Source organism: Aedoeadaptatus ivorii, assembly GCF_900638585.1.
Lineage (GTDB): Bacteria > Bacillota > Clostridia > Tissierellales > Peptoniphilaceae > Aedoeadaptatus > Aedoeadaptatus ivorii.
In genome coordinates this window covers 1481261-1504418 of sequence record NZ_LR134523.1, presented here as the reverse complement: position 1 = coordinate 1504418, position 23158 = coordinate 1481261, and the positions used below count along the sequence as shown (strand labels likewise).

Genomic DNA, 23158 nt, shown 5'->3' with positions numbered 1-23158 from the left:
AACAGGAGTTCGGGGGTTGAGTTCATGCACGATACGCTTTTAATTAAAAATATTAATGTGAAAGAACCGGGTCAACGGAACGTATTCTTTCACATCGGGGATATGGATGAGAATCGGGATACCCTTATGGATCTCCTGAACCGTACCGAAAGTCCCTATTACGGCAGATGTTCGTTCCGCTATAACGGGATCCGTATGCTTCTTTCCGTAGAAGAGATCCCGGAAGTCGTTCGCTGTCTCGTACAGTCCGGCATGAAAGTTTATAGCGTGTATGAACCGTATGTATAGAATGTATAGACTTTTTTTCTAAGGAGGAAGTATGTCTAACGAATTGACACAAAAGTTAAACGAGCAGTTTAACTTCGAAATTGAATCCGCTTATATCTATATGGCCATGGCCGCCTATGTAGACGACCTGGGCATGAAGGGCTTCAACCACTTCTTTGTGGAACAAGCCAAGGAAGAAATGGAACACGCCCGCGCGTTCTACGACTTTATTTCCGAAATGGACAAAACGCCGGTATACGAAGGCATTCCGAAGCCCGAAAAAGAATACGGCAACTTCGAGGACACCTTCCGCGCCGCTTTGGACCACGAAAAAGAAGTAACCCGTAGAATCAAAGAGATCTACAAGCTCGCTATCGAAGTGGGATGCTTGGACACCCAACAATTTCTGAACAAATTTATCGAAGAGCAACGCGAAGAAGAAGAGACCTTCCGCGATCTCGTACAGGAATTGGAACGTATCAAAGAAAACTGGGGCGGCCTCTATATCCTCGACGGAAAATTGGCCCACAGATAAACGGCACACAAAAAATCCGGCATTTGCCGGATTTTTTTATGCTCATATTTTCTTTATCGCCTTTCGCGGAGCTTGCCCGTGCGGTACAGTTCCGCCAAGGTATACAGATCGCGGATCTTTTCCTTGAGCGCATCGCCCGCGTCGGAATCCTCCAGCAGGCGGCGCTCGTCGTATTCGAGGACGAACTCCATCGACGAGGTGATGTCCACATTTTCTTCGATTAGATCCGCCTCATTCGCCAGGGGCGCGTGGGCGGCGAGGAGGATGCCGTAGGAATTGGAGATCAGCGTATAGCCCGAGGTGCCCGTCGTCTTTTGGTACGCCCGGGCAAAGCCGCCGTCGATGACGATGACCTTGCCGTTTGCCTTGACCGGATGTTCGCCCTTGGCGCGCTTTACCGGGGTGTGGCCGTTGATGATCTTGGCGCGGGGATCGTCGAGGCCGAAGGCGTGTAGGATCTTTTCTGCCGTATCGGCGTCTTCCCGCAGGCGGAAGTAGGGGTTCTTCTTTTCGTAATGGGTTTCGGGATCTTCGATAAAATAGCGCTCGAAGGTGGTGATGCGGTTCTTGCCGAAAAGCGGCGAGTCGGTGCCGCACCATAGATAGAGCATCAGATCCGCCGCTTCTTGCTGCGCCGCGCCGTGGCCGAATACGCCGATCCGCACCGCATCGTCGAGGGCATCGAGCAGCGCCTTTCCCGCCAGGGGCCGACCCATAAAGCGGGTCATTCGAAAATTGCCCGCTTCGTCGAGGGGAATGCAGCCATGAAACAGCAGATTGCCGTTACAGATTTTATACATGCCGCCCCGATCGACGATAAAGCGGATATGCCGCTTCAGCTTTTCGCTCCCCATAAAGCTCGCCCGCAGCCGTTCTACCACTTCCTCTTCTTCTCGGGTAAAGGCGTAGGGATCGGCGGGATCGACGGTGGGGAAGTCATCGTCGCGCAGGGGATAGGTCACATCGCCCACGGTCACGGTCTTCTTCTTAAGGTCCATGCGGTGTAGGTGGAGCATATCGTCCATTTCGTACTCGGGATGCCTTCGGATCAACCGGCCCTCCGCCTTAAACTGCAGCACCGATATCGCCTTGTGAAGGCGCGCAATCGTCTCGTTTCGCTCCGCCTCCGGCGCGGGATTGCGGGGGTAAAAGGGCGCGGTGGGCACGTATTGTTTGGCGTAGTTGAAGAGCGGCAGCAGATTGATGCCGTAGCCGTCTTCGAGGGTAGAGAGCACATTGTAGCGCAGGGCGATGCGAACCACATTGGCGAGGAGGGGAAAGTTTCCCGCCGCCGCGCCGATCCAGGCGATGTCGTGATTGCCCCATTGGATATCGACATTGGGGTGGTGCATCAGGGCGTCGACGATCTTTTCCGCTCCCTCGCCCCGGTCGTAAATGTCGCCGATCACGTGGAGCGTTTCGATGGCAAAGCGCACGCAAAGATCTGCCAGCGCGCGGATATAGCCCTCCGCCTCGCCGGTTCGCACGATATACTCATACACCCTATGTACGTATTGTTCCTTGTGGCGAAAGCTCGGCTCCTCCAGGAGCAGAATGTCGAGCACCTCGGCGCGGTTCGGGCGAAAGGCGCGGGCGATCTTTCGGTGATCGTATTTAGCCGCCACCCGCTTCGCCACGAGAATCATATCCCCGAGGGTCTCTAAGAGCAGCGCTTCATAGGCGCTCCGCTCCATCTCCCCCTCCAGCGCCCGAAGTTTCGTCTTGGGATAGTAGAGAATGGTGGCGAGGCGCCGTTTTTCTTCTTCGGATTTTTGGGGAAACAGTTCGTCGATATAGCGGCGCAGCACCCCCGATGCGTTTCGGATCACGTGGGCAAAGGGGCGAAATTCCCCGTGCAGATCGCTGACGAAGTGTTCGGTAGGCTTGGGCAAAAGGAGCGCCCCTTCGCTCAGGGCGGCTTCCCCCAGCGCCCGCTTGCGGTCCGGATATTGTTTCGCCAAAAGGCGGTAGTATTTCATATTGGATGCGTCGATGTTTTGCATGCAGATCCCTCCCGTTTTCTTATACCCGTTTCTCGGAACCTGAAAAAATGCTATACTGAAGGGGAGAAAGGAAGGGCACATGGATTTAAAAGAATCAATCAGAAGCATCGAAGACTATCCCCAAAAAGGCGTCACCTTTCGGGACATCACCACCCTCTTAAAGGACAAAGACGCCTTTCGAGAAGCCATTCGGCGCATGGCCGAGGCGGCGCGCCGCTACGAGGTCGACAAAGTCGTGGGCATCGAGGCCCGGGGTTTTTTGTTGGGCACGCCCCTCGCTTTGGAACTGGGCGTGGGTTTTGTCCCCATCCGAAAACCCGGCAAGCTCCCATATAAAAAACGCAGCGTCACCTATGACCTGGAATACGGAAACGACGGCATAGAGATCCACGAAGATGCGATCGCGCCAAAAGAAAAGGTACTGATCGTCGACGATCTCTTGGCCACCGGCGGCACGAGCCTCGCTGCCCAGCAGCTGGTAGAATCCTTGGGCGGCGAGGTGGAGGCATTCGTATTTTTGATCGAACTCGACGCATTGAACGGGCGCAGCCGCATCGCGCGTCCGGTAGAGAGCGTACTGCACTACTAAATAAAAAAAGGACCCCTAGGGTCCTGGAGCGGGTGAAGGGAATCGAACCCTCGCGATCGGCTTGGGAAGCCGAGGCTCTGCCACTGAGCTACACCCGCGTGTATGACGAATATTTTACTCCTCGCGAAAATTGCTGTCAAGTCTGGAGGGAATTTCCGTGAATGCAACAGAGGCCATGGCGCTGGTCAAAAAATACAATAAGGACACCTACCATATCGAGCACGCCCGGGCGGTGGGCGATGTCTTGGCGCATTTTGCCGAGACGATCGATCCCGATCGCATCGAGTATTGGCGGGCGGTGGGGATTCTCCACGATGTCGACTACGAGCTGCACCCCGATCGGCACTGTATCGCCGGCGAGGAGATCCTCCGCGCCGAGGGGGTGGAAGAAGAGATGATCCGCTCCGCCATGAGCCACGGTTGGGCCATGACCGGTACGCCTCACGAGCCCGAAAACGAGATGGACCGCGTGCTCTATGCGACCGACGAATTGACGGGCATTATTTTTGCCGCCAAACAGATGCGGCCCAGCCGGTCGACTTTGGACATGAATTTGAAGAGCGTAAAGAAAAAATTTAAGGACCGCAAATTTGCGGCCGGCTGCGACCGCGATCTGATCGAGCGCGGGGCGGCCCTTTTGGGCATGGAGATCGATGCGCTCTTGGCGATGACCTTGGCGGGCATGCAAAAGGGCGAGGCGGCACGCGCCGAAGATACGACAGATATATAATGAAGACGAAGACGAATTTGCACTCGTCTTCTTTTTTTATGGGACTGTAAAACCAGGTGAAAATTTTGCAAATCCTTTTCCTATAAGATAAAGGGAGTGTTAAATATATAGCGAATTGGGAAAATTGACGCCGTTTTAGCGATTTCGACTTTGTGTAAAAAATAATTATCCCAAAACCATGCGGTTTGAAACGCCGTTTCTCTTGAAAAAAAATTAACAAATTTTACCCAAATCTATTGACGAAGCTGCTTTTACAATTTATAATGCAGATAGAAGCTGGAAAACACTTTCAGAAGGTCCACGAGATCTTCGTAGAAAATAAGGGAGGCTATATAATGAAAAATGTTGTAATCGTAAGTGCAGCAAGAACGCCGGTCGGCTCTTTTGGCGGCGCATTCAAAAACGTAAGTGCCGTGGACCTCGGCGTCGTGGCGGCAAAAGCGGCGATCGAACGCGCAGGCATCAAGCCCGAAGACGTAGAAGAAGCCGTTATCGGTAACGTTCTGCAAGCCGGTCTCGGCCAAAACGTGGCACGCCAAATCATTTTACACGCAGGTCTGCCCGAAACCACCCCGGCCATGACCCTAAACAAGGTATGCGGTTCTGGTCTGCGCGCGGTTTCCCTCGCGACACAAATCATCAAAGCCGGCGACGCGGACATCGTATTGGCGGGCGGTACAGAATCCATGTCCGGTGCTCCGTTTATCTTAAACGACGCGCGTTGGGGCGCTCGCATGGGCGAAAAGAAGCTCGTCGACGAAATGATCAAAGACGGTCTGTGGGATGCCTTTAACGACTACCACATGGGCGTTACCGCAGAAAACGTAGCAAAAGAATACGACATCACTAGAGACCAACAAGACGAAATCGCCGCCGTCAGCCAACAAAGAGCCAGCAAGGCGCGCGAAGACGGTACTTTCGACGAAGAAATCGTCGCCGTAGAAGTAAAGGGCCGTAAGGGCAAGGTCACCGTAGTCGACAAAGACGAATACATCCGCGACGGCGTAACCAAAGAAGGCATCAGCGGCATGAAGCCCGCATTTATTAAAGACGGTACCGTTACCGCCGCCAACGCATCGGGTATTAACGACGGTGCAGCGATGGTTATCGTAATGAGCGAAGACAAGGCGAAAGAACTCGGCTTGGAACCCATGGCAAAGATCATAAGCTACGCATCCGCCGGGGTAGATCCCAAGGTTATGGGTACCGGCCCGATCCCCTCTTCCACCAAGGCATTGGAAAAAGCTGGCTGGGAATTCTCCGAACTCGACCTGGTCGAAGCCAACGAAGCCTTTGCCGCACAAGCAGGCGCCGTTTCCAAGACCCTCGGCCTCGATCCGGAAAAGACCAATGTCAACGGCGGTGCCATCGCAATCGGTCACCCCATCGGTGCATCCGGTACGAGAATCCTCACCACCTTGTTGTATGAAATGAAGAGACGCGACGCCAAGAAGGGTCTTGCTACCCTCTGTATCGGTGGAGGTATGGGTACCGCAATGACCGTAGAAAGATAAAACTGCGGACAGAAAAGGAGTGCCTATATGGACTTTCAATATCTAATCGTCGAACGAGAAGACGCCGTCGCCACCGTCACCATTAACAAACCCAAGAGCTTAAACGCGCTGAATTCCGACGTATTGACGGAACTCAACCGTTGCTTTCAGGAACTCGACGGGGACGACGAAATCAAAGTGATCATCCTCACCGGCGAAGGCAAGGCCTTCGTCGCCGGTGCGGACATTTCGGAAATGCAACCCTTAAACGCGGCCGAAGCACACGCCTTTGCAAAGCTGGGCATGGACACCTTTATGTTGATCGAGCATCTCTCCAAACCCGTTATCGCCGCGGTCAACGGATTCGCCCTGGGCGGCGGCTGCGAGCTGTCTTTGGCCTGTGATATCCGCATTGCCTCCGAAAAGGCCGTATTCGGCCAACCCGAAGTGGGCCTGGGCATCACCCCGGGATTCGGCGGCACCCAAAGACTGCCGAGAACGGTCGGCGTGGGCATCGCCAAGGAATTGATCTATACGGCGAAAAACATCAAGGCCGATCGCGCCTATGAAATCGGTCTGGTCAACGCCGTCGTCGCGCCCGAAGAGCTGATGGACGAAGCCAAGCGCATGGCCGATACCATCGCATCTAAGGGATCCAAGTCCGTTTCCTACGCAAAGGCCGCCATCGTAGACGGCATACAAGCGGACATCCACACGGGTATGGACATCGAAAAATCCGCCTTTGCTTTGTGTTTCGCCACCGACGACCAAAAGGAAGGCATGGCGGCATTCTTGGGCAAACGAGCCCCTGAATTTCAAGGAAAGTAATCGTTAATTGATTGGAATAGGAGGACATTCATGAAAATCGGAGTTATCGGTTCCGGTACTATGGGACTGGGCATCGTACAAGTTACGGCTACGGGACACGAAGTGGTGATCAAGAGTAGAAATCTCACCCAAGAAAAGATCGACAAGATCACCGGGAAGGTAGAAAAAGCCTACGCCAAAAACGTAAGCAAGGAAAGAATGACCCAAGAAGACATGGACGCCGCTATGAAGCGCATCTCCATCGTCGAAGACTTCAAAGACCTTTCCGACTGCGATCTCATCATCGAAGCCGCTTCCGAAGATCCGGAAATCAAAAAAGACTACTTCAAACAATGTGACGAGCTCTGCGACGAAAAGACCATCCTCGCCACCAACACCTCTTCTTTGAGCATCACCGACATCGCAGCGGTAACCAACCGCCCCGACAAAGTCATCGGCATGCACTTCTTCAACCCGGTTCCCATGATGAAACTCATCGAAGTCATCTGCGGCATCAACACCAGTGAAGAAACCAAGAAGGCCATCATCGAGCTCTCCGAAGCCATCGGCAAGACCCCGGTCGAAGTCGACGAAGCCCCCGGCTTCGTAGTGAACCGCATCCTGATCCCGATGATCAACGAAGCCATCGGCATCTACGCAGAAGGCATCGCCTCTGCCGAAGACATCGACACCGCCATGAAACTCGGCGCCAACCACCCCATGGGACCCTTGGCACTGGGCGACTTGGTAGGTCTCGACGTCGTCCTCGCGATTATGGACGTACTCTACAATGAATTCGGCGACAGCAAATACCGCGCACACATCCTCCTCAGAAAGATGGTTCGCGGCGGCAAGCTGGGCCGCAAATCCGGTCAAGGTTTCTTCGATTACAGCAAATAAGAAGAAATTCCTTCTCCCGCAATGCACAGACAAAAGAGCGACCGCAGGGGTCGCTCTTTTTGCTGTCTATAGAAAAGGTAGAAAAAATCCCCGGTCTCCCGGGGATTTTGCGGATTAGAAAGAATCCGTATGGAGTTTTTCCGACGCGTCGAAGGGCTTTCTCTTGGGCAGGCGTTCGTCTTGCTTGCCGAAGGGGATCAGCGCCAGCACGCCGTATTCCGGTGGAATGTTAAACAACTTCTTGACCGCCGCCTCGGCGTCTTCGCCCTCTTGGGTCTTTTGGTCGCGGATGTTCACCCAACTGGAGCCGAAGCCCTCTTCTTCTAAGAGCAGGCCCAAGTAGCTCGCCGCGATGCTCGCCTCTTCCACCCAGGTGGAGTCGACGCTGGTGTTGCCCATGACGATCAGGATTTGGGGCGCATCGGATAGGTATTTGGTGCCGTAGCGCTTGATCGCCGCCAGCTTGCGCTTCTTTTCCTCGTCTTCCACCAATAGGAATTCCACCGGGTGGGCATTGCCCTTGCTGGGGCCCATCGACGCATACATCAACACCTCGAGCAAAGTGTCGCGATCCATGGTTTCCCCGGGGACGTATTTGCGTACCGCCCGGCGCTTTAAGATTCGTTCTTTCAGTTCCATAACTGCCTCCTTATTGAATATTTATGTCAAAGACCTCGCCGTCTTCTTTCAGACTGTGAATTTCCGTCGCATAGGCCTCTTCGAATTTGTCGCGAAAGGCCTGCGACAACGGAAAGTCGCCCCACAAATGCAGGGGAAAAAAGTGGCGGGGTTTGAGCTTACGCAAAAAGTATTCGCTGCTGAGATAATAAAAATCCTTCATACGGGGATCGACGATGCCCATCACCACGTCGATGGGGGCAAACGCCGCGGCCTTGTCCGCTTCGCGCATAAAATCCTGTGCCATGGCCTCGATGTCTTCGGCCGAGTAGCGGGGCCAGAGCCAAAAGTTCAAATCGCCGGAATGGTAGATTGTCTTGCCGTCGATTTCTACGAGAATGCTCAGGCCCTCGTCGGTGGAGCCGAAGCCGTGAAAGACCATGCCGTCGACCTCGATGGTTTCGTCCGTATGCAAAATATGCGCGTCCTCGATGGGATCGTCGATGTCGAAGGACAGGATATACTGCGCCCGGTCCCTATGGCGATAGATCTCGGGGTTGAAATGGTCGCCGTGGCCGTGGGTGGCGACAAAATAGATCGCCTTGTCCGTGGGCAGATCGAGCGGCCCTTCGGTGTAGTCGAAGACCAATACGCGGTCGGCGGTTTCGATGCGATACGAGCTGTGATGAATAAACTGAACCTTCATAGATCCCTCCTCCAGATCTATATACCCAAATACAAATCTTAGTAAAGGTTTCACCAAATAATCAAATGACGGGGGTATAGTTAGCATACAGTGTAAGAAAGGAGCGTACGATGGAACCGAACGAAAACGAAAATAGAGATACAAGACGCTATACTTACGAATACAACACAAAACCCAAGCGGCGCGGCGCGGGGGTCTGGATTCTTTGGGCGCTGATCTTTGCCCTATTGGGCGGCGTGGCGGGAGGATTCGTAACCTACCGCATGATGGATACGCCGCGTGTGTCCGAGGGCATTATGGCGTCGCCGGCACAAGGCAAGCAAGAAAAGAATGTGAAAAAACAGGACCGCGATCATCAGGCGGGTATCGTAGAATCGGTGGCGGAGGCCGCTATGCCTTCGGTGGTGGGGATCACCACCTCGATGACGCAAAACACGCCGATGGGCCCCATGGCCGTAGAGGGAAGCGGCAGCGGATTTGTGATTGCCGAGGACGGCTATATCCTCTCCAACGCCCACGTGGTGGGGGCGGCGGACAACACCGTAAAAGTGTTGTTTAACGACGGCTCCGAAACCGAGGGCAAGGTCGTCTGGTCCGATACCACGATGGATTTGGGGCTCGTCAAGGTAGACCGCACGGGTCTGAGCCCCTTGAAAATGGGCGACAGCGACAGCATCAATATCGGCGAGATCGCCGTCGCCATCGGAAACCCGCTGGGGCTAGACTTTCAGCGTTCGGTAACGGCAGGGGTGATTTCGGGTCTGAACCGGAGCATCGGCGAAGTGCAGGGCAATTATATGGACGGCTTGATTCAAACCGATGCCTCCATCAACCAGGGCAATTCGGGCGGCCCCCTCTTAAACAGCGAAGGGGAGGTCGTGGGGATCAACTCGGTCAAGATCGCCACGGCAGAGGGATTGGGCTTTTCCATTCCCGTAAACACCGCCAAGCCCATTATCGAGCAGGTCATCAAGACCGGCGACTTCCGCTCCGTCTCCGTGGGGATCGGCGGCTATAGCGTAAGCGCCGTAGAGCGAAGCGGCTACGATTTGGGAACCGACGGTAAGGGCGTCCTCGTCGGCGGCGTACAGGCCGACAGCCCGGCCGCGGCGGCGGGACTGCAGGTCAACGACATTATCCTAAAAATGGGCGACCGGGAGATCGAATCCATGGCGCAGCTGCGCAGGGAACTCTATAAGTACAAGCCGGGCGATGCGGTGAAGCTCACATTGATGCGAGACGGCAAAGAACTCGTCGTCGACCTCACCTTTACCGACTACCAGGCTCCGCAGGCGCCCACCGAAAACAGCAGAAAGCGACGGGGATTTTTCCCGCCCTTGGGATAAGCGGTAATGCATACAAAAGGCAACAAAAAAAGGCCATGCGGCCTTTTTTTGTTGCGCGCTTTGCCTTGTTTTATTCGGCGGGCACTTTTTCGACGTCGGGTGCGACTTCGGCTTCTCCGGTTTCTTCGCCTTCTATAGCCGCGTCTTCGCCATTGTCTTCCGCGTCGACGGCTTCTTCGGCGTCTTCAGCGACTTCTTCGGGAGATTCGGTGGCGAGCGCATCGGTTGCCGTTTCTAAAAGCGCATCCAAGGCTTCGATTTGTGCGTCTACGGCTTCCTTAGAGGCGCTAGCATCGTTTTTTACGGCGCGTGCTTCGGCCAGTGCCTTGCCCAATGCGCGGCGCAGTTCTGCGTGTTCTGTGCCGGTGGCTTCTTTGCGGAGTGCGGTGCCCTTTTCGATGGCCTCTGCCAAGATTTCTTTGGCCGCGTCGATTTCTGCGATTTCTGCGGAAATTCCTTCATTGGCGGTCTTGATTTCTTGGAACTGTTGTTGGAAGAGGAGCGCGTATTCCCAAACTTCGCCGGTGGTAATGCGGTTTTTCGCCAACAGACGATCCGCATCGTGGATATATTCGGTGAGCTTTTGGCGGAGTTCTTTTTTCAGGGGGCCTGCCAATTCTTGGCTGCGGTATTTGCGCGCTTGGCGGATGTCCACCCGCAGGGAATCCTCTTTTATATACATCGTGGCGTAGTCGTCGGCGGTCAGATCGGGGGAATCGATCCCTTCTTGGGTGACGGCTTGTAGGCGTTCGGTTTCTTTTTGAATGGCGTCTTTCGATGCTCTGCCAGATAGCCGACCGCACGGGTGATTTCAAATCCGATGCGGCGGTGTACCGTCTCGGGCTTCATGCGCAGATCCCGCGTCGCAATCGTGGTGCTTTCGATCGCCGTCGTCGCCAATTCGTAGCGGGGGCCTGTGGTTTCCGCTTGGTAGGCCTTGAGCCGTGCGATCAATTTGCCGACGATGCTTTCATTCGACAAGTCCAAAATGCCCGCAGAAAGGCGGCTGCCGATGGCAGGGCGCTTCGGCGCATCGGCTTCGGCGGCATGTGCGATTACCGGCACATTCATCTGCAGGGCGAGGGAAGCGGCCAGTGCGACGGACAAAATTTTCTTTTTGTTCTTCATCATCATCCTCCTTTGACAAACGTCCTAAGGATCGGGCGTCTGAATATATAAAACTACTCGTACGCCGGCAACGAATCGGAAAATAATTAGAAACAATTCCTGTAATTGTGATTCCGGTGTCTAATAGTACACTCTCGGGCGGCGGTACATTAAAGTGATTTGCCTGCAAAACACCTATATTACCGAAAACTTTACCCATATATTACATAAAGAGACATAGAAATGCGGCGTTCGACGGTACAAACGGGAGAACCGATCGACTTTCGGGTATAAAATATACGAGGTGATACTATGTTTTTGGATTTGGCCGAAAGGCGCAGAAGTATTCGAAAATTCACCGACGAGCCGGTGGATATCAAAGATATGGATCTGATCGCCGAGGCGGCATTGAATGCGCCCTCCGCGATGAACCGCCGACCTGTGGAGTTTGTAATGGTACGCGATCCCAAGACGCTCGCGCTTTTGTCGGAGCTGAAGCCGGTGGGCAGTGCGCCACTTGCCGGGGCGGCGCTCGCCATAGCGGTACTCGCCGATACCGAAAATGGCAAGGGCACCTATGTCCACGATGCCGCCATCGCCGCGATCACTATGCAGTATGCCGCGGCGGATCTGGGTCTGGGTTCCTGCTGGATCCATGTCGACGGCGCCCGCACCCAAGATGGGATCGAAAGCGCCGAGTATGTGCGCAAGCTCCTGGATGTGCCGGATAGATATTATGTCGGCTGCGTTCTTGCCGTGGGCCATCCCGCCGAGACGCCGGCCGCCCGAAAAGAGCGCGCGGACAGTCCCCGCCACGACGAGCGATTCGGACAGTAAAAGGGCCCTCCTCTCGGAGGGCGTTTTTTATATCTCGTCGTCTTTGTGATAGAGGTTCCAGCGAAAACCGAAGGGATCGTCGAAGCACGCCGTCGTCTCCCACACTTCGGTGCACGTGGCGGGCGCTTCTATGGCGACGGCGTCCCGTTCCAGGGCATCCGCATAGAGGGAAGCGAGCCGGTCCTTTTCGACCGCCACCTGAAATTCCAGGCAGTTCGCGGGGATTTTGGGACCCGGATAGCGAATCAGCGTAAAGGGCACGCCTTCGATTTCCATCTCGATCCGATCGGCCCTTCCCTCGTATTCGAATCGATGGACGATCGATGCGCGAAACAGGTCGAGATAAAAGTACGATGCGGCATCGGGGTCGTCGACATAGAGTCGTACGGTCAGTGTTTGCATAGCTACCTCCTTTATAGATCGTTCAAAAGATACCCGAATTCGCCCCGAATCCTCGAGACAGATGCCAAAAGCCTGTCGCCGCTTTTTTCTGTCGCCAAAATTGGATATAATTACAGTTTAGGAGGGAAGCAATGATACTCAACGGACAAGACAAAACCGAAGCATTGGGCCGCTATTTGGGAGAGCGGGTCAAGGCTTATGATATTCTCGCCCTCATCGGCGATTTGGGCGCGGGAAAGACCACCTTCGTCAAGGCGCTCGCGGAGGGCATGGGCTTTCACGGCGATGTGACCAGCGCCACCTTTGCCATCGTAAATATTTATAAGGGCGATCCGCCGCTTTACCATTTCGACGCGTACCGCCTCCGCGACGAGGAGGATTTCTTTCAGGTGGGCGGCGAGGATTTGTTGGGCGATGCCGCGGTGTCGGCCATCGAGTGGGCGAATTTGATCGAAGAGAGCCTGCCCGAAAATTATTTGGTCCTCGAATTTCGGCGGATCGACGAAACCACCCGAGAAATCACCGCAAAGGGCGTGGGGCCGCGGGGCAAGGAATTGGAACAGGAGGTGGCGAAGTATGAAGACACTCGCCTTTGATACCGCCACGATGGAGGCGACCTGTGCCGTCGTCGAAGACGGAAAAAAGCTCGCCCAATCCGCGATCAACAGTACGCTGTCTCACTCCGAGACCCTAATCGGCATGATCGAGGGAATGTTAAACGGTTTGGACCTGAAGATCGCCGATATGGATCTGATCGCGACGGGGACGGGGCCCGGCTCGTTTACGGGCCTTCGGATCTCGGTGGTACTCGCCAAAATCCTCTCCCGCGCTTCGAACATTCCCCTGGTGGGGGTATCGACCCTCGAGGCGCTTGCGTCGCAGGCGGCGGAAGGGGAGGAGATTATCCCCGTACTCGACGCCCGCCGAAATCGCGTCTACTGCAGCCGCTTTCGGCGCGGCGCGGGCGGACGGCTGTTGCGCATCAGCGAAGACGACGCCCGCTCGGTAGAGGCGGTGGCGGAAGCGGCGAGCGAGGGCGCGGTGCTCTTGGGCGATGGGCTCTTGTCGTATCGCGACGACTTCGCCGCGGCGCGTCCGGATCTCGTGCTCTATCCCGACCCCTTGGGAAAGGTGCGGGCGGAATACATCGCCTATCTCGCCGAGGCGCGCTACCGCGAAAAGGGGCCGGACAATCCCTATGCCCTGGAGCCCAATTATCTGCGGCCGTCCCAGGCGATGCGGGAATACAGGAGGAAACATGGACAATCTGACAATGCGACAAGCGAATGAGGCGGATCTCGACGAGATTATCGCCATCGAGCAGGAGAGCTTTACCAATCCCTGGACCGAAGGGGGTTGGAAGCGCGAACTGGAAAATCCCCTCGCCTATTACGAGGTGCTCCTCTATCACGACGTGGTGATCGGCTATGTGGGCGCCTTTCTCTTGGGCGACGAGGCACATATCGGCAATGTCGCCATTCGAGAAGAGTTCCGCAACAACGGCTACGGGCGCTATATGATGAACCACTATCTGTTTTCCCTGTATGAAAAAGAGATGACGAGCGCCACCCTCGAGGTGCGCGACGACAACTACCCCGCCATCGTCCTCTACGAATCTTTGGGCTTTCGGGTGGAGGGCGTGCGCAAGAACTACTACGCCGACGTAAAACGCGACGGCTTGATCTATTGGAAGAGGTGGTAATATGTTGACTTTGGGAATCGAATCCTCCTGCGACGAGACCTCCGTCGCGGTGGTGGAAGACGGGCGCAAGATTCTGTCGAATATGATCTCCTCGCAAATCGAGATCCATCGCCTCTTCGGCGGCGTGGTGCCCGAGATCGCTTCGCGAAAGCACGTCTCCGCCATTTTGCCCATGCTCGATCTCGCCTTGGAAGAAGCGGGGGTGGATCTCGCCGATATCGACGTGATCGCCGCCACCCGGGGTCCGGGGCTTATCGGCGCGCTTTTGGTGGGCCTTACCGCCGGGCGCGGCCTCGCCTTGGCGACGAACAAACCCTTTGTGGGGGTCAACCACATCCGCGGGCATATCTGCGCCAACTACCTGACCCATGCGGATCTCGAGCCGCCCTTTGTGGGGCTGATCGTATCGGGCGGGCACAGTTATCTGATCCACGTACACGACTATATCGACTTTACCCTCTACGGAAAGACGCGCGACGATGCCGCCGGGGAGGCCTTCGACAAAGTCGCCCGGGCGATGGAGATCGGCTATCCCGGCGGACCGGTGATCGACCGACTCGCCCAAAAGGGCGAAGAGACCTACGATCTGCCCCGGGTGATGTTGGAGGCGGACAGCTACGATTTCAGCTTCTCGGGGCTCAAGACCGCCGTCTTAAACGAAATCAACAAACACAGACAAAAGGGCGAAGAGATTGTGATAGAAAATATGGCCGCCTCTTTTCAGCAGGCGGTGGTGGACGTGCTGGTGGAAAAGACCTTCCGCCTCGCCGAAGCGCTGGGCGAGAAGACTATCGTCCTCGCCGGCGGCGTGAGCGCCAACTCGGGTCTGCGCCGCGCCATGGAAGCGCGGGGCGCGCGACAGGGAATCTCGATCTACTATCCCGACCCCGTGTTGTGCACCGACAACGGCGCCATGATCGCCTCCGTGGGCTATTACAGCTACAAAAAGGGAGAAGACAGTCCGATCTTTGCCGATCCCAATCTGGGCTTAGATTGATACAAAGCGGGACACCCCGCTTTTTTTGTGGGCATTTTTCCTAGAGAATCGGCAGGCGCAATTTTACCGAAATTTTACGCATCGATATTGAGAATCAACGGGCGCAAGGGAAAAATAGTGCAAGGTTGCGGGAAAATCGCAGAATGCTCCGCTCTCTTCGAGAAAAATATGACGGGCACAATGTCGTGTGAAAACTGTGGGTAATTCGTGTATAAGTCTGTGGATAAAGTGGATAACTCTGTGGAATGTCGAGAAATCCACGGTGGAGATGTGCATAACTCTGTGCATACTGTGGGAAAGATGTGGATTGCGGAATTTCTCGCCGTCCGCGGAAATGGCAAAGAGCATTGAGAATGGGGAAGATAAGGGAAAAAAGTGCAACTTAGAAATTTGGAAGGCCTTTTCCCTTACAAAGCCCGATTTAAGGGCGTGTAAACGGCGCACAAAAAAATCCGAAGCGCACTACGCTTCGGAAGATTCCATCCATTCTTCGTATTTTTGATCGAGCGCCTCTTGCAGTCGCTCGCGATCGGCGGCAAGGGAAAGGGCGCGCTCGTGATCCGCATAGGTTTCGGGTTCTGCGAGCGCCGCATCCAGCGCTTGCAGATCCGCCTCGAGGGTTGCGATTTCCTCCTCCAGCTTGCGCACCGCCGCCCGGCGCTTGCGCTCGTTTTTTTGGCGCGCGCGGTTTTTTTTCTTTTCCTTGGCGATCTGCGTCTTGGAGACCGCCTCCTCCTCTTCCGGTTCTTCGTGGGCGGCCTCCCACTTTTCGAGGAAGTAATCGTAATTGCCCTCGACGAGAAAGACCCCGTCTTTTAGCAGGCAGACGGTCTTGTCGGTGACGCTGTTTAAGAAATAGCGGTCGTGGCTGATGGTAAGCACCGTGCCCGTGTAGTCCTTGAGGGCATCTTCCAGCGCTTCCTTGCTGTCGATATCCAGGTGGTTGGTGGGCTCGTCCAGCAAGAGAAAATTCGCGCCGCTCAGCATGACGATCAACAGCGAAAGCCGTCCCTTTTCCCCGCCGGAAAGGTCCCCCACCTGTTTTTCCAAGTCGTCGCCGGTAAAGAGAAAGCGCGCCAAATACGAGCGGATCTGAAACCGGTCGAGCTTCGGATAGCGATCCCAGAGCTCCTCGGCCACCGTCTTGGCATCGTCCAAGGTCGCCATCTCCTGGTCGAAATAGGCGATCTCGACGCCCTTGCCGAGGTGCACGGTGCCTTCGGTGGTGTCGGTCTCTTTGAGGATCATCTTAAAGAGCGTACTCTTTCCGATTCCGTTGGGGCCGATCAGCCCCACGCGCTCGCCCTTATAGACGGGAAAGGACACGTGCGAGAATAGCGTCTTTTCGCCGAATGCCTTTCCCGCCTCTTCCAGGAGGAGGACGTCTTTTCCGCTCTCTTTTTCGGGTTCGAAGGCGAGGGTCATGGTGCGGCTTGCGGTGACGTCTTCGAGCCGCTCTACCTTATCCAACTGTTTTTGCCGGCTGCGGGCGGCCTTTACGCTCCTCTCCCGGTTCCAGGAACTGTAGCGCTTTATGATTTCTTCCTGGCGCTTGATTTCCCGCTGCTGCATTTCATAGGCGTGTTTTTGCCGCGCCACTTCTTCGCGACGGCGGCGCACAAAGTTGGTGTAATTCCCCCGATAGCCGTCGAGGCGCTTGTCGTGTAAAAACAAGATGTGATCCGCCACATTGTCGAGAAAGTAGCGGTCGTGGCTGATGACCACCACGGCGCCGCCAAAGGCCTTCAGGAATTTTTCGAGCCAGGCGATCGACTCCATATCCAGGTGGTTGGTGGGCTCGTCCAGCAACAGGAGATCGGGACGGTGCAAGAGCAGCTTGGCGAGGGCGAGGCGGGATTTTTGGCCGCCGGATAGGGTAGAGGCGTCCATCTGCATTTCCGCTTCCGAAAAGCCCAGCCCCCGCAGCGCTCCCAATACGGCGCTTTCGCGGGCGTAGCCGCCGCTCTCTTCGTAGAGATCGCGCGCATTTTGGTAGCGGTGGATCAGCGACTCGAGCGCGTCTCCTTCCAAATGCGCCATCTCCTCTTCCATGCGGCGCATTTCGTGTTCGATCTCGATCACCGCGCGAAACGACGCCATACACTCCTCGTATATGCTCGCTCCGGGGGTGACGGCGACGTGCTGCGACAGATAGCCGATGTGCAGGTCCTTGGCGAAAGCGAGTTCCCCTTCGTCGGGGCTCAGTGTGCCCGCCAAAATCTCCATCAAGGTCGTCTTTCCGCTGCCGTTGTTGCCGATCAGTCCGATCTTTTCGCCCTCTTCGATTCGAAAGCCGATGCCCTCGAAAATGGGCTCTATGTAAAAGGTCTTTGTCAAATTGCGCGCCGATACGATTGCCATTGTATTCCTCCCTAATCTACAGGTATCATAGCAGAAAACGGGCGGCAGAAAAAGCGCCTGTGATTTATATGTGAAAGTCTTTTCAAACGAGATGGACTTCTGTATACTATAATGAGAGGGAATTAGGTTCATGCCTCCGACAGTACGTTGAAAGGTGATAGAAGTGGCAGAAAATACAAAGAATAAAGTATCGGAAACCGTCATCCGTCGGTTGCCGAAATACCATAGATATTTAAGCGAACTCCACGAAAAAGGAGAAGACCGCATCTCTTCGCAGGAACTGAGCGACTTAACCGGCTTTACCGCCTCGCAGATTCGCCAGGACCTGAACAACTTCGGGGGATTCGGGCAACAGGGCTACGGCTATAAGGTAACCGTACTCAAATCCGAACTGGAAAATATATTGGGCATCTCGACTGTCTATAAGACCGTAATTATCGGGTCGGGGCGTTTGGGGAGCGTCATCAGCAACTACCGCGGATTTTTGGAGAGCGGATTCGAGATCGTCGCCATGTTCGACCGCGACGAGCGCGTGGTCGGCACCTATATCGGCGAGCACAAGGTAAAATCCGTCGCGCGGCTCGAGGAGTTTTTGAAGAAACATCCCGAAGTCAGCGTCGCCATCTTGACCTTGCCGAAGATCGGGGCACAGGCCGTCGCCGATCGCCTGGTGGCGGCGGGGATTCGCGGCATCTGGAACTTCGCGCCGGAGGATCTGGAGGCGCCGGAAGATGTGATCGTCGAGAACATTCGTCTGACGGACAGCCTTTTGACATTGAGCTATTATCTGACGGAACAGGATCGATAACAGGGGCGGGTGGTACGACCACGCCCTTATTTTTATACCGATTTACTTAGAAACGAGCGGATCGACGTGAACAAAGCCTTACAGAGTCTGCTAAACAGCGGGCAGTACTTCCATTGGAAAGAAGAAAATGGCGTCGTCGCCATGGCAAACGGCGCGGACGCCTTTTTCCTCACGAAAGAGGGTCTGGTGGGAGATCGGGACCGCTTTCGCCGCTTTGTCGACGCCGGGCGAAATTACGGCCCGATCCGCCGGCATATTTTAGAAGCGGAGGATCTCCGTGATCTTCGCGCCTACCTATCCCTTCGAATTCTGCGGCAAGATCCCTGGGAGGCGATCGTCGCCTTTATCCTCTCGGCGAACAACCACTTCGGGCGGATTCAAAACACCGTCCTCGCCCTGGCCGAGACCTATGGCGAGCAACTGGCGGAATACGAAGGGAGGGCGGCATTCGCCCTGCCCTCTCCCGCAGCGACGGCGGCCCTGGATCCGGCGCATCTGCGGGCGCTGGGGGCGGGCTACCGCGACCGCTATCTCGTCGAGACGGCCGAGAAGGTCGCATCGGGCGCATTCGATATAAACGCCCCGTACGACCTGTCCTATGCCGAGGCGAAGGCGTATTTGAAGACGCTTTCGGGCGTGGGACCCAAGGTCGCCGATTGTATTTTGCTCTTCGGCTACGGCAAGCTCGACGCCTTTCCCGTGGATACCTGGATCGCCAAGGCGATGGCGCGCTTCGGGGAATTTCCTTCCCGCGAGGCGATGTGCCGCTACGGCGTGCGGCGATTCGGCCCCTATGCGGGCTATGTGCAGCAGTTGTTATTTGTGTCGGAAAGAGAGAAAGGAAGGAAGCCGTGATCGGAGTCATTGCAAACGCCGTCGCCATCGTATTGTGCGCGGGCCTCGGCACATTGATCGGAAATCGCATCCCCGAGCGGGTACAAAAACAGATTATGATCGCCCTCGCCCTCTGCGTGATGGTGATGGGCGCCCAGATGGGAATGGGGGCGGACGAATTTTTGATCGTGATCGTCTCGATGGCCGTGGGCACGGCGATCGGCACCGCCTTAGACATCGACGCCGCCTTTCGCCGCTTCGGCGAGACCGTAGACGCCAAGTTTCGAAGAAGCGAAACCGACAAAGGCGCTATGGGGCCGGTGTCTGCCGGGGTACAGGCGAGCATCCTCTTTTGCGTCGGCTCGATGGCGATCGTGGGAAGCCTGCAGGCGGGTATGAACGGCGACAACGAGGTGCTTTTGGTAAAGGCCGCCCTCGACGGGCTCACCTCGGTGGTCTTTGCCTCCACCATGGGCTTCGGCGTCGCCCTTTCGGCGATTCCCGTCTTTATCTATCAAGGCGCGATCACGCTGATGGCGACGACGCTTGCGCCCTTGATCGGCGAGGCGCTGATGGCCGATCTCACAGCGGTCGGCGGCATTATGATCTTTGCCATCGGCTTGGGCCTTTCGGAGATCAAAGACGTGCGCATCGCCAATATGTTGCCTTCGTTTTTCTTGCCCATTTTGATCCGCTGGATGATGGGGTTTTTCTAAAAACCATAAATTTTGCGACAAAAAACGCCTCTCGCGGCATGGCCGGGGAGGCGTCTTTTAGGCTCTGAAGACGGGGGATTTTGTCTTCAAACTCTCTTTTACATCCAGGATCCTTTGGTTGGCGCTCCCCCGAAAGGCGAGGCGCAAGTCCTTTTCGGCCTCCACAAAGGGGCCGTCCACCAGCACGTCGGTCAAAGCAAGCAGGGCGCGCTTGGCGGGATCCCGGAGGATCTCCTCAAAGGTATAGCCCGAGTAGATCCAGATATTCGTATCCACTTGTTCTCGCACCGCCTCCAGCACCGGGACGAGCCACAGATTTTCCATGGGCTCGCCCCCCAAGAGGGTAAGCCCCGCGATCTGCGGCCGCGCGAGGGCCGCGATCAGCGCCTCTGTTTGTGCGTCGGTCCACCGATCGCCATAGGCGGGATCTTGGTAGGCGGCGTTAAAGCAACCCTTGCAGCCGTGGGAGCAGCCGGTCACGAAGACTGACACGCGAATGCCCTCGCCGTTTGCCACATCCAGCGTCCGAATTTGCGCGCAGCGTCCGAATTTGGTCATGGCGCTAAATGTGGAGGACGCGGGCGTCGATTTCCTTGGTGCGTCCTTCGTTCCAGAAGTTTTCGCCCAAATAGCCGCAGGTGCGGCGAATCACCGTAAGGGCGTTGCGGTCGTCGTTGTGGCACTGGGGACAGTACCAGTCGCCGGCTTCGTTGACGAGGATCTCGCCGTCGAAGCCGCATTTGTGGCAGTAGTCCGACTTGGTGTTAAACTCCGCATAGGAAATGTGATCGTAAATGTAGCGCATCATGGTGAGGATCGCCTCGATATTGTTCGCCATATTGGGGATCTCCGCGTAGCTGATGCAGCCGCCGGTGGAGATCTTTTGGAACTCGCTTTCGAAGACGAATTTCGAGAACACGTCGATCTCTTCGCGCACGTCTACGTGATAGCTGTTGGTATAAAATCCCTTGTCGGTAATATCTTCGATCTCGCCGTAGGTCGCCCGGTCGATGGAACAGAAGCGGTGGGTCAGCGACTCCGCCGGCGTGCCGTAGAGGGCAAAGCCCAGTCCGGTCTCTTCCTTCCAGCCGTCCACCGCATCGCGAAGGGTGTGCATGACCTTCATCGCAAAGGCACGGCCCTCGGGGGTGGTGTGGCTCTTATGGGTGACGCATTTCGACGCCTCGTATAGGCCGATATAGCCCAAAGAGAGCGTGGAGTAGCCGCCCTCTAACAGATGGGTGATCTTTTCGCCGGGGGCGAGGCGGGCGATGGCGCCGTCTTGCCAGTGGATGGGCGATACGTCGCTGGTGACGTCCTTTAAGAGGTCGTAGCGGTGCATAAGCGCCTTTTTCGCGATGTCTAAGCGCTTTTCGAGAATCCGAAAATACGCGTCTTCATCCCCTGCGGCGAGAATGCCGATCTGTGCCAGATTCAAACTGACCACGCCCATATTGAAGCGACCGTCGAAGACGTATTCGCCGTCTGCGTTCTTCCAGGGAGAGAGGAACGAGCGGCAGCCCATGGGCGAAAACACATTGCCTTCGTAGATTTCCTGCATCTTTTTGGCGGAAATATAGTCCGGATACATGCGCTTTGCCGTACACTCCGCCGCCAGGCGGGTAAGGTAGTAGTAGGGGCTGTCTTCGTACATATTGTGTTCGTCCAAGACATAGATCAGCTTGGGGAAGGCGGGGGTGACGTGTACCCCGTCCTTGTTTTTGATGCCCTCGATCCGCTGGCGCAGGATCTCTTCGGTAATCAAAGCGGCCTCGTAGGCGTATTCGTCCTCGGGCTTACAGTACATAAACAAGGTCACAAAGGGCGCCTGGCCGTTGGTGGTCATCAGCGTGTTGATCTGGTACTGAATGGTCTGTACCCCGCTTTTGATCTCGCGCTTGGTGCGGCGCCACGCCACCGCCTCCGCCTTTTCGACATCCGGCGCGTCCATGCCGTAGATCTCGGTCTGTTCCTCGATCGCCGCGCGCAAATACTTCTCGAAAGAACGGCGCACATAGGGCGCGAGGATGCGGTCGATTCCGTTGATGGACTGGCCGCCGAATTGGCCCGATGCCACCTGGGCGATGATTTGGGTGGTGATGGTACAGGCGGTCTGAAAGCTCTTGGGGGATTCGATCATTTTGCCGTTCACGACGGTGCCGTTTTTCAGCATATCCCGCAGATTGATCAGACAGCAGTTGAACATGGGCTGAATAAAATAGTCCATATCGTGGACGTGAATGGCCCCGGAATCGTGGGCGGTGACGATGTCCGCGGGCAGGATCCTACGCCGGGTGATGTCCTTGGACACCTCGCCTGCGATCAGATCCCGTTGGGTGGAGACCACCACGGCGTTTTTGTTGGAGTTTTCGTCCATAATGTCCTTTTCGGAATAGGTCAACAGCCCGATGATCGAGCGGTCCGTAGAGTTGGTTTCGCGCTTAAAGGACTGTACCGAGCGGTAGCTCTCGTACGCTTTTGCCGTGGTGATATTGGATTTTTCGATTAGCTTTTCGAAGACCCGTCGTTCCACCTGATAGACGGTGGATTCCAAATTTCCGTCCAGAATCTCGTCTTCGATTTCTCTTGCAATGTCCTCGCCCTGGCCCGGCACAAAGTACCCCGTGGGGGAGTGCATGGCCTTTTCGATGGCGACGACGATTTTTTCGCGGTCGAATCCGGTGATGCGACCGTCTCGTTTTACGATGGTCAGATTGCGCATCTATAAAACTTCCTTTCCGGTATGATTCAGAGGCAGATTGCGTTCCGATCACTATATCCGGAATGCCCGCGGGTGTTGAGGGCCGCGGACGGTGTAAACAGAACTCGTCCCGGGGAGGGGACAAGTACCCCTAGTATATAGGAGGAAAGGGGAACAATAAAGCATGGAAGGCGGCAAAACACATACATAGTTGTATCCATCGGCCCGCGATCCGCCACAGGTGGCGCTTTCTAGCGGGACAAATTTTTTTGCCCGAGGAGCGGTTTACAAGCAACAAAAATGTGGTATTATATAGGAGAAGGCTAGCACTCCATGACTGCAAGTGCTAATAAGATTTTCAGGAGGTCTGTATGAACATTAAACCCTTAGGCGAGCGCGTCGTCATTCAAAAAATAGAAAAAGAAAACGTGACCGCCGGCGGCATCGTATTGCCGGATTCCGCAAAGGAAGAATCCAATGTGGCCACCGTTATCGCCGTCAGCGAAGAGCTGAAAAATTCCGAAGAAATCCACTGCGATTTGAAGGAAGGCGATAAGGTCATTTACAGCAAATACGCCGGCAACGAAGTAGAAATCGACGGCGAAAGCGTCATCGTCATTAAATATCAGGATCTGTTGGCTTCTTTAAGCTAATCGGATCGAAAGACACAGCGACAAACGAGCACAAATACAGGAGGAA

At 55.5% G+C, this 23158-nt stretch carries 26 protein-coding genes and 1 tRNA gene; 17 read left to right on the top strand and 10 right to left on the bottom strand.

The window, feature by feature from the left end; translation table 11 throughout:
• The first annotated feature begins 24 nt into the window (after positions 1-24).
• Entirely contained in the window at positions 25-288 is a 264-nt protein-coding gene (locus EL294_RS07445) for a hypothetical protein (RefSeq protein WP_126466201.1), read from the top strand.
• A gap of 31 nt (positions 289-319) precedes the next feature.
• Complete coding sequence (locus EL294_RS07440; RefSeq protein ID WP_126466200.1) at positions 320-802, top strand: ferritin; 483 nt, start codon at positions 320-322, stop codon at positions 800-802.
• Positions 803-855: 53 nt separating this feature from the next.
• Here EL294_RS07440 and EL294_RS07435 read toward each other — a convergent pair whose 3' ends face one another.
• Entirely contained in the window at positions 856-2805 is a 1950-nt protein-coding gene (locus EL294_RS07435; protein ID WP_164715265.1) for a fructose-1,6-bisphosphatase, read from the bottom strand.
• A gap of 79 nt (positions 2806-2884) precedes the next feature.
• On the opposite strand from EL294_RS07435, the gene EL294_RS07430 reads away from it, so the two are divergent.
• A complete protein-coding gene (locus EL294_RS07430; RefSeq protein ID WP_126466198.1) occupies positions 2885-3394 on the top strand; it encodes an adenine phosphoribosyltransferase in 510 nt (169 codons plus the stop codon).
• 24 nt (positions 3395-3418) lie between these two features.
• Here the strand turns inward: EL294_RS07430 and EL294_RS07425 are convergent.
• Positions 3419-3492 (bottom strand) — tRNA-Gly (locus EL294_RS07425).
• A gap of 59 nt (positions 3493-3551) precedes the next feature.
• Between EL294_RS07425 and EL294_RS07420 the strand changes: the two genes are divergently transcribed.
• From EL294_RS07420 to EL294_RS07405, 4 genes are all read left to right on the top strand, one after another.
• Positions 3552-4124, top strand: a complete 573-nt coding sequence (locus EL294_RS07420) for an HD domain-containing protein (protein WP_232006473.1) — start codon at positions 3552-3554, stop codon at positions 4122-4124.
• Positions 4125-4456: 332 nt separating this feature from the next.
• A complete protein-coding gene (locus EL294_RS07415) occupies positions 4457-5638 on the top strand; it encodes an acetyl-CoA C-acetyltransferase (protein ID WP_126466330.1) in 1182 nt (393 codons plus the stop codon).
• 27 nt (positions 5639-5665) lie between these two features.
• Positions 5666-6445 (top strand): enoyl-CoA hydratase-related protein, encoded by a 780-nt coding sequence (locus tag EL294_RS07410; protein ID WP_126466197.1) that lies wholly within the window; start codon positions 5666-5668, stop codon positions 6443-6445.
• 30 nt (positions 6446-6475) lie between these two features.
• Positions 6476-7324 carry a 3-hydroxybutyryl-CoA dehydrogenase gene (locus EL294_RS07405; RefSeq protein ID WP_126466196.1) on the top strand — a complete coding sequence of 283 codons (849 nt, stop codon included), beginning with the start codon at positions 6476-6478 and terminating at the stop codon, positions 7322-7324.
• 114 nt (positions 7325-7438) lie between these two features.
• Here EL294_RS07405 and EL294_RS07400 read toward each other — a convergent pair whose 3' ends face one another.
• Both EL294_RS07400 and EL294_RS07395 read right to left on the bottom strand, forming a co-directional pair.
• Positions 7439-7963 carry a nitroreductase family protein gene (locus tag EL294_RS07400; protein ID WP_126466195.1) on the bottom strand — a complete coding sequence of 175 codons (525 nt, stop codon included), beginning with the start codon at positions 7961-7963 and terminating at the stop codon, positions 7439-7441.
• 10 nt (positions 7964-7973) lie between these two features.
• Entirely contained in the window at positions 7974-8648 is a 675-nt protein-coding gene (locus tag EL294_RS07395) for an MBL fold metallo-hydrolase (protein WP_164715264.1), read from the bottom strand.
• Between the two features lie 110 nt (positions 8649-8758).
• Between EL294_RS07395 and EL294_RS07390 the strand changes: the two genes are divergently transcribed.
• Positions 8759-9994, top strand: a complete 1236-nt coding sequence (locus EL294_RS07390; RefSeq protein ID WP_126466193.1) for a S1C family serine protease — start codon at positions 8759-8761, stop codon at positions 9992-9994.
• Between the two features lie 70 nt (positions 9995-10064).
• Here EL294_RS07390 and EL294_RS07385 read toward each other — a convergent pair whose 3' ends face one another.
• Both EL294_RS07385 and EL294_RS07380 read right to left on the bottom strand, forming a co-directional pair.
• Positions 10065-10715 (bottom strand): hypothetical protein, encoded by a 651-nt coding sequence (locus EL294_RS07385; protein WP_232006521.1) that lies wholly within the window; start codon positions 10713-10715, stop codon positions 10065-10067.
• Positions 10697-11122, bottom strand: a complete 426-nt coding sequence (locus EL294_RS07380) for a CAMP factor family pore-forming toxin (protein WP_164715263.1) — start codon at positions 11120-11122, stop codon at positions 10697-10699. Before EL294_RS07380 ends, EL294_RS07385 begins: the two co-directional genes overlap by 19 nt.
• 291 nt (positions 11123-11413) lie before the next feature.
• Here EL294_RS07380 and EL294_RS07375 point away from each other — a divergent pair, with 291 nt between their 5' ends.
• Positions 11414-11938: a nitroreductase family protein gene (locus tag EL294_RS07375; protein ID WP_126466190.1), complete on the top strand. Its 525-nt coding sequence runs from the start codon at positions 11414-11416 to the stop codon at positions 11936-11938.
• Between the two features lie 27 nt (positions 11939-11965).
• Here the strand turns inward: EL294_RS07375 and EL294_RS07370 are convergent, their stop codons facing one another.
• Positions 11966-12340 (bottom strand): VOC family protein, encoded by a 375-nt coding sequence (locus EL294_RS07370; RefSeq protein WP_126466189.1) that lies wholly within the window; start codon positions 12338-12340, stop codon positions 11966-11968.
• A 131-nt stretch (positions 12341-12471) separates the two neighbouring features.
• On the opposite strand from EL294_RS07370, the gene tsaE reads away from it, so the two are divergent.
• From tsaE to tsaD, 4 genes are read left to right on the top strand one after another with little or no spacing between them, the layout of a single operon-like run.
• Positions 12472-12936 (top strand): tRNA (adenosine(37)-N6)-threonylcarbamoyltransferase complex ATPase subunit type 1 TsaE, encoded by a 465-nt coding sequence (tsaE, locus tag EL294_RS07365; RefSeq protein WP_126466188.1) that lies wholly within the window; start codon positions 12472-12474, stop codon positions 12934-12936.
• Positions 12917-13630 carry a tRNA (adenosine(37)-N6)-threonylcarbamoyltransferase complex dimerization subunit type 1 TsaB gene (tsaB, locus tag EL294_RS07360; RefSeq protein ID WP_126466187.1) on the top strand — a complete coding sequence of 238 codons (714 nt, stop codon included), beginning with the start codon at positions 12917-12919 and terminating at the stop codon, positions 13628-13630. The genes tsaE and tsaB overlap by 20 nt, the downstream gene beginning before the upstream one ends.
• The gene (rimI, locus tag EL294_RS07355; RefSeq protein ID WP_164715262.1) at positions 13599-14042 is read left to right on the top strand and encodes a ribosomal protein S18-alanine N-acetyltransferase; all 444 of its coding nucleotides are present in this window, start codon (positions 13599-13601) and stop codon (positions 14040-14042) included. Before tsaB ends, rimI begins: the two co-directional genes overlap by 32 nt.
• Position 14043: 1 nt before the next feature.
• Positions 14044-15039, top strand: coding sequence for a tRNA (adenosine(37)-N6)-threonylcarbamoyltransferase complex transferase subunit TsaD (gene tsaD, locus EL294_RS07350; protein ID WP_126466185.1), 996 nt, complete (start codon positions 14044-14046; stop codon positions 15037-15039).
• Positions 15040-15501: 462 nt separating this feature from the next.
• Here the strand turns inward: tsaD and EL294_RS07345 are convergent, their stop codons facing one another.
• A complete protein-coding gene (locus tag EL294_RS07345; protein ID WP_126466184.1) occupies positions 15502-17400 on the bottom strand; it encodes an ABC-F family ATP-binding cassette domain-containing protein in 1899 nt (632 codons plus the stop codon).
• A gap of 163 nt (positions 17401-17563) precedes the next feature.
• Here EL294_RS07345 and EL294_RS07340 point away from each other — a divergent pair, with 163 nt between their 5' ends.
• From EL294_RS07340 to EL294_RS07330, 3 genes are all read left to right on the top strand, one after another.
• Positions 17564-18208, top strand: coding sequence for a redox-sensing transcriptional repressor Rex (locus EL294_RS07340; protein WP_126466183.1), 645 nt, complete (start codon positions 17564-17566; stop codon positions 18206-18208).
• Positions 18209-18274: 66 nt separating this feature from the next.
• The gene (locus EL294_RS07335; RefSeq protein WP_126466182.1) at positions 18275-19063 is read left to right on the top strand and encodes a DNA-3-methyladenine glycosylase family protein; all 789 of its coding nucleotides are present in this window, start codon (positions 18275-18277) and stop codon (positions 19061-19063) included.
• Positions 19060-19758, top strand: coding sequence for a DUF554 domain-containing protein (locus EL294_RS07330; protein ID WP_164715261.1), 699 nt, complete (start codon positions 19060-19062; stop codon positions 19756-19758). The genes EL294_RS07335 and EL294_RS07330 overlap by 4 nt, the downstream gene beginning before the upstream one ends.
• A gap of 57 nt (positions 19759-19815) precedes the next feature.
• On the opposite strand, the gene nrdG is transcribed toward EL294_RS07330, so the two are convergent.
• Positions 19816-20316: an anaerobic ribonucleoside-triphosphate reductase activating protein gene (gene nrdG, locus EL294_RS07325; protein ID WP_126466180.1), complete on the bottom strand. Its 501-nt coding sequence runs from the start codon at positions 20314-20316 to the stop codon at positions 19816-19818.
• A gap of 4 nt (positions 20317-20320) precedes the next feature.
• Positions 20321-22480: an anaerobic ribonucleoside-triphosphate reductase gene (gene nrdD, locus EL294_RS07320; protein ID WP_126466179.1), complete on the bottom strand. Its 2160-nt coding sequence runs from the start codon at positions 22478-22480 to the stop codon at positions 20321-20323.
• Between the two features lie 350 nt (positions 22481-22830).
• On the opposite strand from nrdD, the gene EL294_RS07315 reads away from it, so the two are divergent.
• On the top strand, positions 22831-23112 hold the full coding sequence (locus tag EL294_RS07315) for a co-chaperone GroES (RefSeq protein ID WP_126466178.1): 282 nt from the start codon (positions 22831-22833) through the stop codon (positions 23110-23112).
• Positions 23113-23158 lie beyond the last annotated feature (46 nt).

Excerpts from the sequence above, each read along its gene's own strand:
- EL294_RS07445 (WP_126466201.1), top strand. The coding sequence starts at position 25 with ATGCACGATACGCTTTTAATTAAAAATATTAATGTGAAAGAACCGGGT.
- EL294_RS07440 (WP_126466200.1), top strand. The coding sequence starts at position 320 with ATGTCTAACGAATTGACACAAAAGTTAAACGAGCAGTTTAACTTCGAA.
- EL294_RS07435 (WP_164715265.1), bottom strand. The coding sequence starts at position 2,805 with ATGCAAAACATCGACGCATCCAATATGAAATACTACCGCCTTTTGGCG.
- EL294_RS07430 (WP_126466198.1), top strand. The coding sequence starts at position 2,885 with ATGGATTTAAAAGAATCAATCAGAAGCATCGAAGACTATCCCCAAAAA.
- EL294_RS07410 (WP_126466197.1), top strand. The coding sequence starts at position 5,666 with ATGGACTTTCAATATCTAATCGTCGAACGAGAAGACGCCGTCGCCACC.
- EL294_RS07405 (WP_126466196.1), top strand. The coding sequence starts at position 6,476 with ATGAAAATCGGAGTTATCGGTTCCGGTACTATGGGACTGGGCATCGTA.
- EL294_RS07400 (WP_126466195.1), bottom strand. The coding sequence starts at position 7,963 with ATGGAACTGAAAGAACGAATCTTAAAGCGCCGGGCGGTACGCAAATAC.
- EL294_RS07395 (WP_164715264.1), bottom strand. The coding sequence starts at position 8,648 with ATGAAGGTTCAGTTTATTCATCACAGCTCGTATCGCATCGAAACCGCC.
- EL294_RS07390 (WP_126466193.1), top strand. The coding sequence starts at position 8,759 with ATGGAACCGAACGAAAACGAAAATAGAGATACAAGACGCTATACTTAC.
- EL294_RS07380 (WP_164715263.1), bottom strand. The coding sequence starts at position 11,122 with ATGAAGAACAAAAAGAAAATTTTGTCCGTCGCACTGGCCGCTTCCCTC.
- EL294_RS07375 (WP_126466190.1), top strand. The coding sequence starts at position 11,414 with ATGTTTTTGGATTTGGCCGAAAGGCGCAGAAGTATTCGAAAATTCACC.
- EL294_RS07370 (WP_126466189.1), bottom strand. The coding sequence starts at position 12,340 with ATGCAAACACTGACCGTACGACTCTATGTCGACGACCCCGATGCCGCA.
- tsaE (WP_126466188.1), top strand. The coding sequence starts at position 12,472 with ATGATACTCAACGGACAAGACAAAACCGAAGCATTGGGCCGCTATTTG.
- tsaB (WP_126466187.1), top strand. The coding sequence starts at position 12,917 with ATGAAGACACTCGCCTTTGATACCGCCACGATGGAGGCGACCTGTGCC.
- rimI (WP_164715262.1), top strand. The coding sequence starts at position 13,599 with ATGGACAATCTGACAATGCGACAAGCGAATGAGGCGGATCTCGACGAG.
- tsaD (WP_126466185.1), top strand. The coding sequence starts at position 14,044 with ATGTTGACTTTGGGAATCGAATCCTCCTGCGACGAGACCTCCGTCGCG.
- EL294_RS07345 (WP_126466184.1), bottom strand. The coding sequence starts at position 17,400 with ATGGCAATCGTATCGGCGCGCAATTTGACAAAGACCTTTTACATAGAG.
- nrdG (WP_126466180.1), bottom strand. The coding sequence starts at position 20,316 with ATGACCAAATTCGGACGCTGCGCGCAAATTCGGACGCTGGATGTGGCA.
- nrdD (WP_126466179.1), bottom strand. The coding sequence starts at position 22,480 with ATGCGCAATCTGACCATCGTAAAACGAGACGGTCGCATCACCGGATTC.
- EL294_RS07315 (WP_126466178.1), top strand. The coding sequence starts at position 22,831 with ATGAACATTAAACCCTTAGGCGAGCGCGTCGTCATTCAAAAAATAGAA.